The following is a 15,697-nucleotide window of genomic DNA, read 5'->3' as shown; positions in this document are numbered from 1 at the left end:
AACTTTTATATCTTATCATTTCTTATTTAGAATGTCAATAAGAAGTTTTGATAACTTTTCACTTAGTTGCACTCAAATCGGCAACTCACTTACTATACCGTCATTCGAATTCGATGTCAATAATTATTTTAAAATATTAAATTTGCTCTCGAAGGACATTTATTAATATACAACCTCTTGATTTAAAAATCAAGAGGTTTTTTACGAAATATACTCAATAACTTCTTGAAATCTATTACAAACAGCATTATACCAGCAATAACAATGCTCCCCCCTACTACTTGGGTTGCAATTAAATGCTCATTGAATACATAAAAAGCTAAAACCGCTGCCCCAATTGGTTCAAATAAAATGGCGATTGATATAACATTTGTTGATACATACTTTAATGACCAATTAAATAATGTATGACCTAATAGATTTGGAACAATAGCTAATAATAGAAACCATAGCCATTCATTTGCTGGATATGGTCCAAATGATCCACCTTTAATGAGGACATAAAAGAACAAAGTAACTGTGCTTATCCCATAAACTACAAAAGTGTATGTAACCAACGAAAGCCTTTTTCGTACATCTTGTCCGAACAATAAATAAGCCGTCACTAAGGCACAAGCGATAAGCGCTAACATGTCACCATACAAAGCAGTGCCACTAATTTTAAAATCTCCCCAACTGATTAAGATAGACCCACCTATTGCAATGAGACCCGATATTATCGTTTTCATCGATAATCGCTCTTTAAAGAAGAAATAGGTACCAGCAAATGCAAACAGTGGTTGTAAAGTGACTAAAACTGTAGAGCTGGCAACTGAGGTGTAATTTAACGAGTCAAACCATAAGATAAAATGAAAGGCTAGAAAAATTCCTGCAATGCTGGAAAAAGCCCAATCTCTCCTTGTTAATTGTTTTAGTTCAGCTGTATATTTCCAAAAAAAGATGGGCGCCATGATTAACACCGAAAAAAACATTCTGTAAAACGCAATTATTTCTGCCTCTGCATTCGCAAGCTTTACGAAAATTGCAGATAACGCAACTGTAATAACACCAATTGCAATTGGAATATACGGATGGATGGTTGGTTTCTCCAAGATGTTCACTTCTCTCTTCAACCTCTAAATAATTTGTAAATATTAATTAATAAGAGGTAGTATATACGTAATCCTTCATATTGTTTCATGTCTATTCCAACTGCGCAAGTTTGTTTATTTTTTTAGAGGAGGATTTTAATGGAAGATTTATTTTTTGGAGGTCTAGTTCATACCGAACTCTTAATTAAATTAGGTTTTGCCGCCTTATTAAGTTTAGTTATTGGTCTTGAAAGGGAATTAAAGAAGAAACCTGTTGGCTTAAAGACCAGTTTAGTAATTGCCACTTTTAGTTGTCTCTTGACTTTTATCTCCATTGAATCAGCATATATGGCTGAAGATCGGGTAGGGGTCAATATTACAATGGATCCTTTGCGCCTTGCAGCTCAAATTGTTAGTGGAATTGGTTTTTTAGGGGCAGGAGTTATATTACGAAAAGGAAATGACAGTATTACAGGATTAACGACAGCTGCTATGATTTGGGGTGCTGGCGGAATTGGCATTGCAGTTGGGGCTGGATTTTATATCGAAGCAACTATTTGTGTATTGATTGTGATAGTTGGAATTGAGGTCCTTCCTCCTCTACTGTCTAAAATCGGTCCTAAACGGTTAAGAATGAAAGAAGTTTATATGAAGGTTCTAATTTCAGAAACTGGGCAAATTGAAAACTTCGTCACATTCTTAACATCTGAAGACATTGTCGTCGAGAGTCTTCGAATCAAAGACATTCCGCTCTCCGATCAGCGCTTGAAGCACGAAATTGAACTTCGACTATCGACTTTACCCAAAAACGATTCATTTACCATTTACGATCAAGTACACTCCTTACCTTATATTGATCGAGTCGAATTAGAAATATTACATTAATTGGAGGTAAATATGAAAGAACTTTTCGTACTATTAAAAGAAGGTAACAAACCATCTCTATTGGCAGCAGTTGTCAACACCATAATCTCTGTCTTAAAAGGAGCAGCATTCTTCTTCACTGGAAATGTCGCAATGTTCGCCGAAATGATGCACTCTATTGGGGATGCAGCCAATCAATACTTCGTTTTCATCGGCTCCTCCCTATCGAAAAAAGCACCAACACCTCGATTTCCAAATGGTTTTGGACGTGTTGTCAACTTAGTTTGTTTAGGGGCAGTATTAATTGTCGGTATACTATCCTATGAGACCATTATTGAAGGGTGGCACCATATTCAACATCCTACAGAGTCAAGTGGAATGTTTATCACACTCGGTGTATTAGCTATTTCCATCATCCTAGAATTTTTTGTACTTTATAAAGCTAGTAAAGAAGTATTACATGAGACCGGTGTTAAAAACGCAAAAGGGCTTGCTAACTTGACTTTAGGTTTCGCTAACTTAAAGCGGGCTAAGCCAGCAACAAAATTAGTATTTATGGAAGATTTAGTTGCGACAACCGGTGGAATTTTAGCATTTATCGCTGTGTTAATTGCTCACTTTACAGGTTTTTTACAAGCCGAAGGTATCGCCTCCATTATGATTGGTTTAATGATGTTCTATGTTGTTGGACGTGTGTTCTTAGAGAATGCCCGTGGTGCCATTGGGGAAACCGATGAACAAATGCTGAATCATATCGCATATGTCGTTTCCGAGAATGAACATGTAAAGGATATTCAAAAGCTCGAAGTTATAAAGGAAGGCGAATTCTTGCATGTCGAACTTATTGCTGAAATCGATCCTACTATATCTTTTGCACAGGCTGATGACATTCGTGACCATCTTGTAGATTTAATATTAAATCAGCCCGGCGTTGAGGATGTGACCATTTCCTTTGACGAAGATGACGGAGTTAGTCACTGGAAACAAGTTAGTAAGCGACCGGATTCGTTACCACCAATTCAATAAGAAATGCCCATTCAACTGAAACAAGTTTGAATGGGCATTTTCTCTATTGCAATTGACTTTCAATTGACTTTAGTAGTTCTACTCCTTGAACGACCAACTTTTCGCTGACGGTTGCGTCCGGATCTGTCGGCTTTTGAAACTGGTTTAACGTACCTCCGCCAATCCCAAATAAGGCATCTTTCTCATCATCAATGCCTGTCTCATAACAGTGACGTAATAAAAATGGCACGCCACACTCCAATTTTGAGGAGGCTTGTTCGAAGTCTCCACTTTTCACCGTTACAGGAATTCGCAAGACATCATAATAAGGCGTTTTCTGAAAAACGTAATCAAAATAGGCATGGTCATAATCCCATCCACCACCTACTGAAAATCCATGAGTGGCCAAAAAAGCTTCCAACTGACCTCTTTCAAATTGTTTACCTTCGATTGAAGAATTTAGTTCTATCATATAAAAACCTCCTGTCTTCTATAGAATGGACAGGAGGTGGTTGGTTTTATTCGTTTGTAACTAATTATGATTCATTTAAATTACCCAGTAATCCCCGAATACTTACAATGAAGCTTTCAAAATGGCACGAACATCCTCCGCTTGCAGAGCTGTGAAATTACCAAAAGGTCCGTAAACCATTGCTTTTTCTACCATCAACTCTATGTTTGAATCATCGATATTATAGTCTGCAAGTGTTTGAGGTGCTCCTAGAGATGTCCAATAGGCACGTAAGTTATCAATACCTTCTAACGCAATTTCTTCAACCGTTTTGCCATCAGGTTCTACTCCAAAAACGTAAACTGCTAATCGAGCAAAACGTTCTGGATTTACCTTGACGTTGTGACGCATCCAATGTGGGAATAGGATAGCTAGTCCACCCGCATGTGGAATATCGTATACAGCCGAAACCGCGTGCTCAATGTTATGAGTAGCCCAATCTCCTCGATAACCCATTTGTAAAAAGTTATTCAACCCCATTGTCCCTGCAAAAAGAATCGTTTCACGATGCTCATATGAATGCAAATCTTTTAGTAATTTCGGTGCAGTCTCCATAATGGCACGTAGAACACCTTCACACATTTCATCTTGTACCGGTGTATTCGTTGCATTATTGAAGTATTGTTCAAAAATATGAGACATCATATCTACAATTCCGTAAACCGTCTGATCAAGCGGAACTGAGAAAGTATAGGTTGGATCAAGTACAGAGAATTTTGGGAATACAAGTGGTGTTCCCCAACCGTATTTTTCTTGTGTCTCTTCATTTGTAATTACCGATCCACTGTTCATTTCTGAGCCTGTTGCAGCTAATGTTAACACCGTTCCAAATGGAAGTGCCGCTTTTGGAGTGGCTTTACGACTGACAAAATCCCAAGCGTCACCATCATATAAAGCACCAGCTGAGATTAGTTTTGTACAGTCAATAACTGAACCACCACCTACAGCAAGTAACATTTCAATATTTTCTTGTTTACAAAGTTCCACTCCGCGACGAACGGTTGAAATACGGGGATTTGGTTCTACTCCACTTAACTCAAAAACTTCCAAGTTCGCTTCTTTTAGAACATCCATCACTTCGTCGTACAGTCCGTTTTTCTTTATACTACCTCCACCATACACAACTAATACTTTTTGGCCGTATATAGGTAATTCTTGTTTTATTTCTTCAAGTTGCCCTTTACCAAAAATCAATTTGACAGGGTTATAAAATGAAAATGCATTCATCTCGATCACGCTCCTCTAATTTCATTATGTCCAAAAAATGATTCGAATTCAAAGATTTGCACCTAAAATCCATAATAAAACGCCTCGTCTACAATCAGACAAGGCGTCACCTAATATATTAAACCCAGCCACGGAAGCGTGATGCTTCTGCTGTCTTACGTACACCCACCATATACGCAGCTAAACGCATATCGATGTTGCGAGTTGTTGAAACAGTAAAAACATTTTCAAAAGCGTCGATCATTTTTTTGTATAATTTTTCGTTAACTTCTTCTTCTGTCCAGTAATATCCTTGGTTATTTTGAACCCACTCAAAATAAGATACTGTTACGCCACCAGCACTTGCAAGTACGTCTGGAACAAGTAAAATGCCACGCTCAGTTAAAATTTTAGTAGCTTCAGAAGTTGTAGGACCATTTGCAGCTTCCACAACGATTGTTGCACGGATTTTGTGTGCATTTTCAGAAGTAATTTGATTTTCAATTGCTGCTGGAACTAAAATGTCACAATCCAACTCAAGTAATTCTTTGTTTGAAATCGTGTTTTCAAACAATGTTGTAACCGTACCGAAGCTATCACGACGGTCAAGTAAATAATCAATGTCTAAACCATTTGGATCATGAAGTGCACCATAGGCATCTGAGATCCCAATAACTTTTGCACCTGCATCACTCATGAATTTAGCTAAGAAACTACCCGCATTTCCGAACCCTTGAATGACAACACGTGCACCCTTCATATCGATTCCACGTTTTTTAGCAGCTTCTTCAACACAAATTGTAACACCTTGCGCCGTAGCGCGATCGCGACCTTGAGAACCTCCAAGCACAATCGGTTTACCTGTAATGAAACCTGGTGAGTTGAATTCATCCATTCGACTATATTCATCCATCATCCAAGCCATAATTTGTGAATTTGTAAATACGTCTGGTGCCGGAATATCTTTTGTTGGACCAACAAATTGACTTATCGCACGAACATAACCACGACTTAATTTTTCAATTTCATTCATCGACATTTGTCGTGGATCGCAAATTACTCCACCCTTTGCCCCACCGTAAGGTAAATCGACAATTCCGCATTTTAATGTCATCCACATTGATAAGGCTTTCATTTCATCTTCTGTTACTTGAGGATGGAAACGAACCCCACCTTTTGTTGGACCAACTGCATCATTGTGCTGTGCACGGTAACCCGTAAATACTTTAACTAAACCATCATCCATTTTAATTGGAATTCGTACTTCTAACATACGTAATGGTTCTTTTAGTAACTCAAACATTCCTTCATCGTACCCAAGTTTGTTAAGTGCTTCCTGAATTACAACTTGCGTTGATGTGAACAGGTTTAAATTTTCAGCCATTGTATTGTTTCGCCTCTTTTTTCATATTCATTGCATCGCAATCATTGTATCATAGTTGGATTTACTTTTTAATAGAAAAAGTTATTTATTGAACACTTTTTGAATTTTTTCAATTGCCCAGTCAAGTTCGTCTTTTGTAATTACAAGTGGAGGAGCAAAACGAATCACCGTATCATGTGTTTCCTTACATAATAAACCAAGTTCTTTTAGCTCTTCACAGTACGGTCGAGCAGCTTCAGTCAGTTCCATCCCAATAAATAATCCACGTCCACGGACTTCTTTAATAGAAGAATGGTCAATTTTTGATAATTCTTCTTTAAAATAGTTTCCTAGTTCTTCTGAGCGTTCTGCTAACTTCTCATCTACTAATACATTAAGAGAAGCAATTGATACCGCACAAGCCATTGGATTCCCACCGAAAGTAGAGCCGTGTGAACCTGGGTTGAATACTTCAAGTACTTCTTTGTCAGCAACCACACAAGAGATCGGGAAAACTCCGCCACCCAGTGCTTTACCTAAGATATACATATCAGGTTTTACATCTTCCCATTCACATGCGAACATACGACCTGTACGCGCTAGACCCGCCTGGATTTCATCTGCGATAAATAATACGTTATTCTCACGACATAATTCACGTGCAGCTTTCATGTAGCCAGATGGAGGAATGATAATTCCTGCTTCGCCTTGAATAGGTTCAATTAAAAATGCAGCTGTATTTGGTGTAATTGCAGATTTCAATGCCTGGATGTCACCGTACGGAATTAAATTAATTCCTGGAAGCATCGGACCGAAACCACGTTTGTAATCTGCATCAGAAGAAAGAGATACAGCAGCCATCGTGCGACCGTGGAAGTTCCCATTACAAGCAATTATTTCAGCTTGGTTCTCTGCAACACCTTTTACATCATATGCCCATCGTCGTGCAGCTTTAATTGCTGTTTCCACAGCTTCTGCACCTGTGTTCATTGGAAGTGCCATATCTTTTCCTGACAATTCACAAATCATTTCATACCAAGGTCCTAATTGGTCATTGTGGAATGCACGTGATGTTAACGTAACACGATCCGCTTGATCTTTTAATGCTTGAATAATTTTTGGATGTCGATGACCTTGGTTCACTGCAGAATACGCAGATAACATATCCATAAATTTATTGCCTTCTGGATCCTTTACCCATACCCCTTGTGCTTCAGAAATTACGATTGGTAGCGGATGATAGTTCGGTGCACCAAATTTTTCTGTTTGTTCAATTAAGTTTTGTGAAACTGTCATAATGTTTCGCCTCCTCTAATTTTCAAAAAAAGGCAGACGCATCTTCTGATGTGCCTGCCTATATTTTTTCAAGTTTTACCTTAAATTTCGAACCTCTTACTGAAGTGCGTCATGAAGGAGTTGGCGCAGGACGCGCTGAACTTAGCCTTCGTTCCTATTACAGCATTTCAGATGTTGTTTTTGCTTGTAAGTGTAATGTTAAGTAGTCTGGACCGCCCGCTTTTGAGTCAGTTCCCGACATGTTGAATCCACCAAATGGTTGGTATCCAACGATAGCGCCAGTACATCCACGGTTAAAGTACAAGTTACCTACATGGAAATCTTCACGAGCTTTTTCTTGGTTCATACGGTTGTTTGTAATAACTGCACCAGTTAAGCCGTACTCAGTGTTGTTTGCAATCTCAAGTGCGTGATCGAAATCTTTCGCTTTAGAAATACCAACAACTGGTCCGAAAATTTCTTCTTGCATAATTCGTGCTTTTGGATCCAAGTCAGCAAACACTGTTGGTTGAACGAAGAATCCTTGTGAATCGTCTCCAGTTCCACCCGCTACTAAGCGACCTTCCCCTTTACCGATTTCAATATAGCTCATAATTTTTTTGTATGCAGCACTATCAATAACCGCACTTACGAAATGCTCGTCATTATCAGGGACACCAACTGTTAAAGCTTTTGTTAATTCTTCTACACGAGCTACAACTTGCTCATAAACATCTTCAACAATTACTGCACGTGAACACGCTGAACATTTTTGACCGCCAAAGCCGAATGCAGATTTCACGATTGATTGTGCTGCTAACTCTAAATCAGCTTCTTTATCAACAACGATTGTGTCTTTACCGCCCATTTCAGCGATAACACGTTTAATCCAAATTTGACCTTCGCTTAATTTTGAAGAACGTTCGAAAATACGCAAACCAACATCACGTGAACCAGTGAAACTGATTAAACGAGTACGTGGGTGGTCTACTAGGTAATCACCAATTTCAGAACCAGAACCTGGAACAAAGTTAACAACACCTGCAGGCATTCCCGCTTCTTCTAATACTTCCATAAATTTATACGCTACGATTGGTGTTGTAGAAGCAGGTTTTAGTAATACTGTATTACCAGAAACCACGTTTGCTACAGTTGTACCAGCCATAATCGCAAATGGGAAGTTCCAAGGAGAAATTACGACTGCTACACCTAAAGGTATATAGTCATAACGGTTGTACTCACCTGGACGGCTTTCAACTGGCATACCATCTTTTAAACGAAGCATTTGACGACCATAGTATTCAAGGAAATCGATTGCTTCAGCAGCTTCAACATCTGCTTCAATCCATGTTTTACCAGCTTCTTTAGAAAGTAATGCAGAAAATTCGAATTTGCGACGACGCATGATTGCTGCTGCTTTGAATAAAACATCTGCACGAATTTCAGGTTTCACTTTTTTCCATGTGTTAAATGTTGCATCTGCAATGTCCATAGCTTTTGAAGCTAATTCATGGCTTGTTTTAGATACTGAACCAACAACTTCTGTTTTATTGGCAGGATTGTAAGAAACAATCTTATCTTCAGTTGTAATGCGTTCACCACCAATGATAAGTGGGAAATCTTGACCCATATAGGCCGCTACTGTTTTATAGCCTTCTTGGATGGCTTGTTTGTTTTCTTCTTTTGAGAAATCTGTGAATGCTTCATGTTTATAAGGAATCATGTGAATCCTCCTCGAATTTGTTTTGGTGCAAAAAATATTTGCTCTTTTAAATCGTTTACATCTATAATAATGCAAAAGATTGTTGCGTATTTCAAGTATTATTTCTTATTTTGATGAAAAAAGATTGGAGAGAATCTCCCGTGGAAGCAAAAGAAATGAAACTACTCCCTTTTTATCGCTTTGCAAGCGATCATGTTTCCGTTGGGATTCATGCGATTGATCATAACGGGCGCACTATTTTATATAACGAAAAAATGAAAAATATAGAAGGTCTAGATTTAAAAGATGTGGCTGACCGCTCCCTTCTTGAGTTGTTTCAATTTGACCAACAAGAAAGTACCCTATTAAAAGTACTCCAAAGCGGTGAACATGTGTTGAATGTTAAACAAACATATTGGAATCGCAATGGTCATGAAATTACAACCATTAATGATACATACCCTGTTTATGAAGAGGGTGTCTTAATTGGTGCTGTCGAACTAGCACGAGATGTAACCACATTGGAGCGATTAGTTTACCAGCCGCTCCGTCGATACGGGGAACCCATAACATTTTCTGTCATTACAGCTGTTTCTGAATCCATGAAACAAGTCATTTCAACTGCTAAAAAGGCAGCAACAGCTCGCTTGTCCGTATTACTAGTTGGAGAAGCTGGCACTGGTAAAGATTTAGTAGCGGAAGGCATTCATTATGCATTATCTCCACCTTTATTACACTTTTATACGTTGTATTGCCATAACTCAGATCCAACCATATTAAATAAATTATTAGAAGATCTACCTATACTAGAAGCTAGCACCATCTTTTGTGAAAGGATTGATTTGTTGACTTTAGGTATGCAACAACAATTATTAGAAATGGTCAATGATCCTGCTCTTGGTGATCATTTGTTCTTGGCAAGTGTAGGGGCTGATCCAGTTAACTTGATTGCTTCAGGAGAGCTATTAAAAGAGCTTTACTATTTCTTTGCAGCTATGACGATTGTGGTCACTCCATTACGAGAGCGTCGCGAAGACATCGATCCATTTGTTCATGACTATTTTGCTCGGCATCGTGTTCGCTTTGGCTCATCAATTACGGGATTGACCGAAGAGGTTCGTGAAATTTTTCATTCTTATGATTGGCCTGGCAATTTAAAAGAAGTCGAGATCTTATTAGATGAGATATCTTCCATGCTAACAATCGAAGTATTGGTTACTTTTGAAATGTTGCCTTTGCATTTCAAGTTGAAAGTTCAGGAAATACGTGAACCATTAAAACGCCCAGAAGATTTTGTCGTGCAAACCGACCGCGAATTGTTACCCCTTGATGAATACTTACGAGAAGCAGAAATGTACTACTTACAAAAAGTCATGGGCAGGTTTGACGGCAATATCACCAAAGCAGCCGGGGCATTAGGAATGAGTCGACAGAATTTACAATATCGATTGAGGAAGATGAAGAAGTAAACCAATGGTAGGCGGCTGAGTATTCTAGCACCTAGTGGATATCTGGACGAAAAACGCGTTTATCTGGACAACGGAGGACTATATCTGGTCTAAGGGGACATATATCTGGACAAGATGCTGATTTATCCAAGCCTGGTACCCAAAAAGCACTTTATAACTCAAAAATGCGAGCCAACTCAGATTGAGTCGACTCGCATTTTCTCATTTCCAGCTACAAGCGCCAACCTGCCTACACTAAAGTTGGGCTAGAGTGGCGCTTTTCACTTTTTCATTGACCGGATTGTTTAATCCAATCTTGTAATTTGTCTTTTAATGAGTTGAAACCTTCTGCGTCATGTTCATCAACGCGTGCTTGTAAAGATTTTTTCGGCTTCTCATCTTTACGCATCACTGGAGGACGTTCTTGTAATGCACGAATTGATAAGCTGATTTTGCCAGCTGCTTCATCAATTTCAAGAACTTTCACTTCTACTTCTTGCCCCACAGATAAAAATTCACTTACTTCTTTCACATAACCGTATGTGATTTCTGAAATGTGAACAAGACCTTGAGTCTCTTCATCAAGTGCTACAAATGCACCGTATGGCTGAACGCCCGTTACTTTACCAGAAAGCACTGCGCCTACTTCATACTTCTTTGTCATAATAATCGCTCCCAGTCATGGATATATACCTATCTACCTTAAGGTCATAGAAGATTATACCATAAACTAGCAGTACATTCAAAAGGCTCACTGCATCGGCATGAAGTGCACACGCCAGCCATCTGCTGTCTTACGCATTTGGAATCCTCTACGTGAATCATCATCGGTAACGAGTGAGTAGTTCAAATCAAACCAAACTACTACGTCAAACTCACCGTTGGCATCCGTCGGAGTATTTTGAATAATTTCAAAAGCTTCAAATTGCACTTTCCAATCATGTCCACCGTCTGTCGGATAAGAAAGGAACTCTTCACGTGAAGGTGTAACATATTGATCATCTTTTAACAATAACTCATATTGCGTTTCTAGATCGCCTTGCTTATCTGCTTCGAGATACATGCCCGCAACTTCAATTGCGGATGCACTTTTCAGCAATGAAAAATTGTGATTTTGTTTATATTTTTTATATAAGTAGACAACACTATCTTCCATTACATCTGTTTGGGCGACTTTCGGTTCATAGTAATAACCAGGCGGCACAAGAGGTGCTTCATAAACAATCTGCCATAAACCGCCCTTTTGACGGATTAGCTGAATCGTTTTAACCGGGTTGCCATCTTTAAAGATTTCAACCGTTGTATGGTATTCCCCTTCCTGTAGATAGGTCCTCTCTTCAACGTATTGTAAATTAGTTGAATCTTCTGGAATGATGTTCTGATCTTGCATAATCAAATTATAATCTTCGAAATTCGGCAACTGATCTGATACTCGATATAGACTATACTCTAAACTGGATTTCTCAAATTCCCTTGCGAATTGGGCCAGGGCTACAATCTCGATAGGGGTAGCAAACTCTAATTCCTGAAGGTCACTGGATGCTCCGACTGTCTTGAAATAACCATGCACTTTCTGTGTGAGATCAGTATCCGGTATATTGTAGGACTCTGATTGAAAAGTAAATTCTTCCCCTGGCATCAATTCTGCTAAGTCACCGACCTCAGCAAGACTAAAAGCATAACTCAAGTCCGACATATCCAAAGTTTTATAGGTCTCATTAATCCGCCACTCATTCATTACCATTGATTGGTAGAATGGCTCAATAAAAAACTTGATTGGTGAAACTCCCATTGTACTGCGTAAGGTGTCCCAAGCCATTGAGTATTCATTCTTAAGTTTGCCGTTTTCAAAAATATTATTGCTCTCGTTGTCATAAATTAACATCTCAGCTAAATTCAAATAATTCATTTTTGTTACTGCCTGTATGGCTGTGTTTTGTATCTTTGTTTCAAGTAGCGTTTTTTCAATAAATTGGAGTAAATGTGCCGCTTGAGCTGGCTCATAACTCAGTTTTCCAGCCCACAAAAACGGTAAATTCGACTTGATTTCCAGATAATTATAAGCAGTTTCCGAAAGGACGTCTCTCATTTCATACTCAATTTGAAATTTAGCGATAAATCGATTCTTGTCGGGTGATACTGCAATCGAGATACCTTGCTTAGGTGCATTTACCAACATATTCTCAACTGGTTCGGGTAACTCTGCACGATGACCATATAAATAATCCGCATCTAGCTCGCCATTCATTTTAGCCGTATTCATCACGTCGAGGTGCTCATTAATTACCAAATCATAAACATATGTCAAATGATCTATTTTCGTTGTCAATTCATCAATGTACTGCATGCTTTGTTCCTCGTTAAATTTCTCCTTAGATTCCAATGCGTTCTGAACCATCTCAGAGGGTAACTTGAGAAAATCAATGACTTTAGAGTAGCGCAGTTCAAGTGGCATACCTGATTGATTACTTTCCAAACTGCCTGGTTTAATTGTGCGAGTAAATTCCTGATCAGCAAACTGAACAAAACCTAATGAATCGAATTGCTCATCCGTCAAATCAAGCATTTTTCGGCGTTTCTCTCGTTCTTCCTGGTAGGCTTTCTCCAATTTTTCAATATCATTTTCATCAAATTCAGTGACCGATTTGTCTCCTTGCTCTTTCCCATCATTTAAAAACGACGCGCTCAGTATCCCAATAATAAACACGCTTGCTAAACTCACTGCCCATACACTTATCTTCTGCCACTTGGATGTCGGGGACTTTACTGTGAGGATAGGTTCTTTTGTTTGATTTCCTTCTTCTTCAATTTTCCGTAACACCTCGTCCGCATTAAATTTAGAGGGGACACGTTCGTATGTTTTTTTGAGTAATTTCATTTGTTGTTCGAATTGTTTATCGTCCATATTCAGCGTCCCCCTCTTGTGATAATGCAGATTTGAGTTGTTCTTTTGCACGAAGCAACCGTGTCTTAACGGTGGCAAGCGGGATGTTCATGACGTCTCCAATTTGTTCGTAAGTTAATTCTTGAAAATAAAATAATGCCAATGGAATACGATATTTCTCATCCAATAATTGGATTGCTTCATGCAGTTCTCGATCTTCTTCGAATACTAAAATTTTAGATTCTGCAGATCTCGTCGTTAAACCAAAGTTTACATCTTCTTGTATTTTTTCTTCTTTATCTTTTTCCCGTTGTTCTTTCCGGTAATAATCGCGAGCAGAATTCAATGTGATCTTATATAACCAGGTAGTAAAGCGATCACGTTGAAATTGATGAAGGAATCGGTAAAGCTTTATAAACACTTCTTGTGTTACGTCCTGTACATCATCTGCTTTGACACCAATTTGAAAGGCAAATTTCTCTACGGTCCGATGATGAAGACTCATTAATTCACCATAGGCATTTTTATCCCCTTTTTGAGCCTTTTCAATTAATTCGAGTTCGTGCATAAGTCCCCCCACTCTCTATGTTCTATACGTGATACGAATCTTTATCCTCGATTGTTTCAAAAAATAATATTCTTTTCAATGACAGTCGTGTAGAATGAGGAAATCTTTAAAGTTTAAAGGAGTTGGCATACATGGCTAAACGCGATCATTTCGCATCAAAAATAGGATTCATCCTTGCAGCAGCTGGAAGTGCGATAGGACTCGGAGCCATCTGGAAGTTTCCATATATGGCAGGAACAAATGGCGGTAGCGTATTTGTCTTGTTATTTATCATCAGTACATTATTAATTGGATTACCAATTCTATTGGCTGAGTTTGTTATTGGGCGAAGAGGGCAAGCTGATCCTGTAACAGCCCTTAAAAAATTAGCACCCGGCAAGAAGTGGCATTTTATTGGTTGGTCTGGATTCTTCTTTTCATTCATTATATTGTCATTTTACAGCGTAGTGGGTGGATGGATTTTATCATATTTAGGAAGAGCTTTATTGTTCAGTTTCGATAATAAGGGTGAAAACTACTATGGGGGTTTATTTGATACGATTATTTCAAATCCTGTGGAAGTCTTGATTGGACAAGCTGTCTTTATGATTTTGACAGTCATGATTGTACGTGGGGGTATTGAAGCAGGAATCGAACGTGCAAGTAGAATCATGATGCCTGCACTACTGATTTTCTTTATCATTTTAGTAATTCGTTCTTTAACTCTAGATGGGGCCATGGAAGGCGTTAAATTTATGTTTGTGCCAGATTGGTCGTACTTTAATGCTAAAACGGCACTGCTAGCATTAGGTCAAGCATTCTTCTCCCTAAGTGTTGGGGTTACCGGAATGATGACCTATGCTTCTTACTTGCCGAAAGATCAAAAGCTTGGAAGTTCAGCAGTAAGTGTTTCGATGTTAAATATTGGAATTTCAATTATGGCTGGACTCGTCATTTTCCCTGCAGTTTTCGCTCTAGGATTTTCACCAAATGAAGGTCCTGGACTTGCGTTCATTATTCTACCTGCAATATTTGAACAAATACCTTTCGGTGCCATTTTTATGTTGATTTTCTTTATATTAATGTTGTTTGCAACGCTGACTTCGTCTATTGCGATGTTAGAAACAATTGTGTCAATTGGAATTAAAAATGCATACGATAAACGTAAACGTGCTTCATGGATTTACGGATTGATAATTTTCTTAGTGGGAATTCCAAGTGCGTTGTCATTCGGAGTGTTTTCAGATGTTAAAATTTTCGGGAAAACGTTCTTTGATTTCGCGGATTTCTTAACAAGCAGTATCGGATTACCATTAGGTGCATTATTGATTTCAATCTTTGCGGGGTATGTTTTGAAAAAATCAGCAACAATTGAGGAATTAAATATTTCTCCTACATGGTTCGCCGTATGGCATTTTCTAGTTAGATATTTAGCACCTATAGCAATTATCGTAATCTTTATTAATGCAATTATCTCGGCATTCAAAGGCTAATTGCCATGAAAGCTTCATATTTCACTTTATGACAATTTATTCGGTATGATAAAATAAACGTATGCATATCATGTAGGTATGAAAAGGAGTGCATGAAGATGAAACAAGAATTTCACACTCAACTTCGTTTATTGCGGAGTGAACGTAAGATTTCACTAGAAGATTTGTCATTAAAAACAAGAATTGGTACCGGGAAATTATTACAATATGAAGATGGAACGGAGATTCCTTCTGTACAGACCATCTTAAAACTATCTAACGCACTCGAAGTTCCAGCCTCAAACCTATACGATGGACTTCAACTTAATTCATGAACCTTAAAAAGCTTC

Annotated in this window: 14 protein-coding genes; 5 read left to right on the top strand and 9 right to left on the bottom strand. The window is 38.4% G+C overall.

Going from position 1 to position 15,697, the window contains the following annotated elements; all coding sequences use genetic code 11:
- Nucleotides 1-182 precede the first annotated feature (182 nt).
- Nucleotides 183-1,091, bottom strand: a complete 909-nt coding sequence (locus tag GY23_RS17670; protein WP_075620507.1) for a DMT family transporter — start codon at nucleotides 1,089-1,091, stop codon at nucleotides 183-185.
- Nucleotides 1,092-1,229: 138 nt separating this feature from the next.
- Between GY23_RS17670 and GY23_RS17665 the strand changes: the two genes are divergently transcribed.
- Both GY23_RS17665 and GY23_RS17660 read left to right on the top strand, forming a co-directional pair.
- Complete coding sequence (locus GY23_RS17665) at nucleotides 1,230-1,955, top strand: MgtC/SapB family protein (protein WP_075620506.1); 726 nt, start codon at nucleotides 1,230-1,232, stop codon at nucleotides 1,953-1,955.
- Between the two features lie 12 nt (nucleotides 1,956-1,967).
- A complete protein-coding gene (locus GY23_RS17660; protein WP_075620505.1) occupies nucleotides 1,968-2,960 on the top strand; it encodes a cation diffusion facilitator family transporter in 993 nt (330 codons plus the stop codon).
- Nucleotides 2,961-3,003: 43 nt separating this feature from the next.
- Here the strand turns inward: GY23_RS17660 and GY23_RS17655 are convergent, their stop codons facing one another.
- The 5 genes from GY23_RS17655 to pruA form a co-directional block, all read right to left on the bottom strand.
- Nucleotides 3,004-3,411 (bottom strand): YugN family protein, encoded by a 408-nt coding sequence (locus tag GY23_RS17655; RefSeq protein WP_075620504.1) that lies wholly within the window; start codon nucleotides 3,409-3,411, stop codon nucleotides 3,004-3,006.
- A 102-nt stretch (nucleotides 3,412-3,513) separates the two neighbouring features.
- Nucleotides 3,514-4,677 (bottom strand): iron-containing alcohol dehydrogenase, encoded by a 1,164-nt coding sequence (locus tag GY23_RS17650; RefSeq protein WP_075620503.1) that lies wholly within the window; start codon nucleotides 4,675-4,677, stop codon nucleotides 3,514-3,516.
- Between the two features lie 118 nt (nucleotides 4,678-4,795).
- Nucleotides 4,796-6,040 (bottom strand): Glu/Leu/Phe/Val family dehydrogenase, encoded by a 1,245-nt coding sequence (locus tag GY23_RS17645; RefSeq protein ID WP_075620502.1) that lies wholly within the window; start codon nucleotides 6,038-6,040, stop codon nucleotides 4,796-4,798.
- A gap of 81 nt (nucleotides 6,041-6,121) precedes the next feature.
- On the bottom strand, nucleotides 6,122-7,315 hold the full coding sequence (locus GY23_RS17640) for an ornithine--oxo-acid transaminase (protein ID WP_075620501.1): 1,194 nt from the start codon (nucleotides 7,313-7,315) through the stop codon (nucleotides 6,122-6,124).
- A gap of 157 nt (nucleotides 7,316-7,472) precedes the next feature.
- Complete coding sequence (gene pruA, locus GY23_RS17635; protein WP_075620500.1) at nucleotides 7,473-9,017, bottom strand: L-glutamate gamma-semialdehyde dehydrogenase; 1,545 nt, start codon at nucleotides 9,015-9,017, stop codon at nucleotides 7,473-7,475.
- A 113-nt stretch (nucleotides 9,018-9,130) separates the two neighbouring features.
- On the opposite strand from pruA, the gene GY23_RS17630 reads away from it, so the two are divergent.
- Entirely contained in the window at nucleotides 9,131-10,465 is a 1,335-nt protein-coding gene (locus GY23_RS17630; protein ID WP_425435007.1) for an AAA-type ATPase lid domain-containing protein, read from the top strand.
- A gap of 268 nt (nucleotides 10,466-10,733) precedes the next feature.
- Here GY23_RS17630 and yugI read toward each other — a convergent pair whose 3' ends face one another.
- The 3 genes from yugI to GY23_RS17615 form a co-directional block, all read right to left on the bottom strand.
- Nucleotides 10,734-11,108: a S1 domain-containing post-transcriptional regulator GSP13 gene (gene yugI / locus GY23_RS17625; RefSeq protein ID WP_075620498.1), complete on the bottom strand. Its 375-nt coding sequence runs from the start codon at nucleotides 11,106-11,108 to the stop codon at nucleotides 10,734-10,736.
- A gap of 87 nt (nucleotides 11,109-11,195) precedes the next feature.
- Complete coding sequence (locus tag GY23_RS17620) at nucleotides 11,196-13,349, bottom strand: hypothetical protein (protein ID WP_075620497.1); 2,154 nt, start codon at nucleotides 13,347-13,349, stop codon at nucleotides 11,196-11,198.
- Nucleotides 13,339-13,896, bottom strand: a complete 558-nt coding sequence (locus GY23_RS17615; RefSeq protein WP_075620496.1) for an RNA polymerase sigma factor — start codon at nucleotides 13,894-13,896, stop codon at nucleotides 13,339-13,341. The genes GY23_RS17620 and GY23_RS17615 overlap by 11 nt, the downstream gene beginning before the upstream one ends.
- 131 nt (nucleotides 13,897-14,027) lie before the next feature.
- On the opposite strand from GY23_RS17615, the gene GY23_RS17610 reads away from it, so the two are divergent.
- A complete protein-coding gene (locus GY23_RS17610; protein ID WP_075620495.1) occupies nucleotides 14,028-15,368 on the top strand; it encodes a sodium-dependent transporter in 1,341 nt (446 codons plus the stop codon).
- A gap of 98 nt (nucleotides 15,369-15,466) precedes the next feature.
- On the top strand, nucleotides 15,467-15,682 hold the full coding sequence (locus tag GY23_RS17605; RefSeq protein ID WP_075620494.1) for a helix-turn-helix domain-containing protein: 216 nt from the start codon (nucleotides 15,467-15,469) through the stop codon (nucleotides 15,680-15,682).
- The last annotated feature ends 15 nt before the right edge of the window (nucleotides 15,683-15,697 follow it).

The organism is Paenisporosarcina indica, from assembly GCF_001939075.1.
Taxonomy (GTDB): Bacteria; Bacillota; Bacilli; order Bacillales_A; family Planococcaceae; genus Paenisporosarcina; species Paenisporosarcina indica.
The sequence above is the reverse complement of the archived record's forward strand: the minus strand, read 5'-3'. Positions and strand labels throughout refer to the sequence as shown.

Bases quoted from the DNA above. Each gene is read 5' to 3' on its own strand.
- GY23_RS17605 (WP_075620494.1), top strand. From the start codon at position 15,467: ATGAAACAAGAATTTCACACTCAACTTCGTTTATTGCGGAGTGAACGT.
- GY23_RS17655 (WP_075620504.1), bottom strand. From the start codon at position 3,411: ATGATAGAACTAAATTCTTCAATCGAAGGTAAACAATTTGAAAGAGGT.
- GY23_RS17615 (WP_075620496.1), bottom strand. From the start codon at position 13,896: ATGCACGAACTCGAATTAATTGAAAAGGCTCAAAAAGGGGATAAAAAT.
- yugI (WP_075620498.1), bottom strand. From the start codon at position 11,108: ATGACAAAGAAGTATGAAGTAGGCGCAGTGCTTTCTGGTAAAGTAACG.
- GY23_RS17660 (WP_075620505.1), top strand. From the start codon at position 1,968: ATGAAAGAACTTTTCGTACTATTAAAAGAAGGTAACAAACCATCTCTA.
- GY23_RS17645 (WP_075620502.1), bottom strand. From the start codon at position 6,040: ATGGCTGAAAATTTAAACCTGTTCACATCAACGCAAGTTGTAATTCAG.
- pruA (WP_075620500.1), bottom strand. From the start codon at position 9,017: ATGATTCCTTATAAACATGAAGCATTCACAGATTTCTCAAAAGAAGAA.
- GY23_RS17620 (WP_075620497.1), bottom strand. From the start codon at position 13,349: ATGGACGATAAACAATTCGAACAACAAATGAAATTACTCAAAAAAACA.
- GY23_RS17640 (WP_075620501.1), bottom strand. From the start codon at position 7,315: ATGACAGTTTCACAAAACTTAATTGAACAAACAGAAAAATTTGGTGCA.
- GY23_RS17630 (WP_425435007.1), top strand. From the start codon at position 9,131: ATGAAAAAAGATTGGAGAGAATCTCCCGTGGAAGCAAAAGAAATGAAA.
- GY23_RS17650 (WP_075620503.1), bottom strand. From the start codon at position 4,677: ATGAATGCATTTTCATTTTATAACCCTGTCAAATTGATTTTTGGTAAA.
- GY23_RS17665 (WP_075620506.1), top strand. From the start codon at position 1,230: ATGGAAGATTTATTTTTTGGAGGTCTAGTTCATACCGAACTCTTAATT.
- GY23_RS17610 (WP_075620495.1), top strand. From the start codon at position 14,028: ATGGCTAAACGCGATCATTTCGCATCAAAAATAGGATTCATCCTTGCA.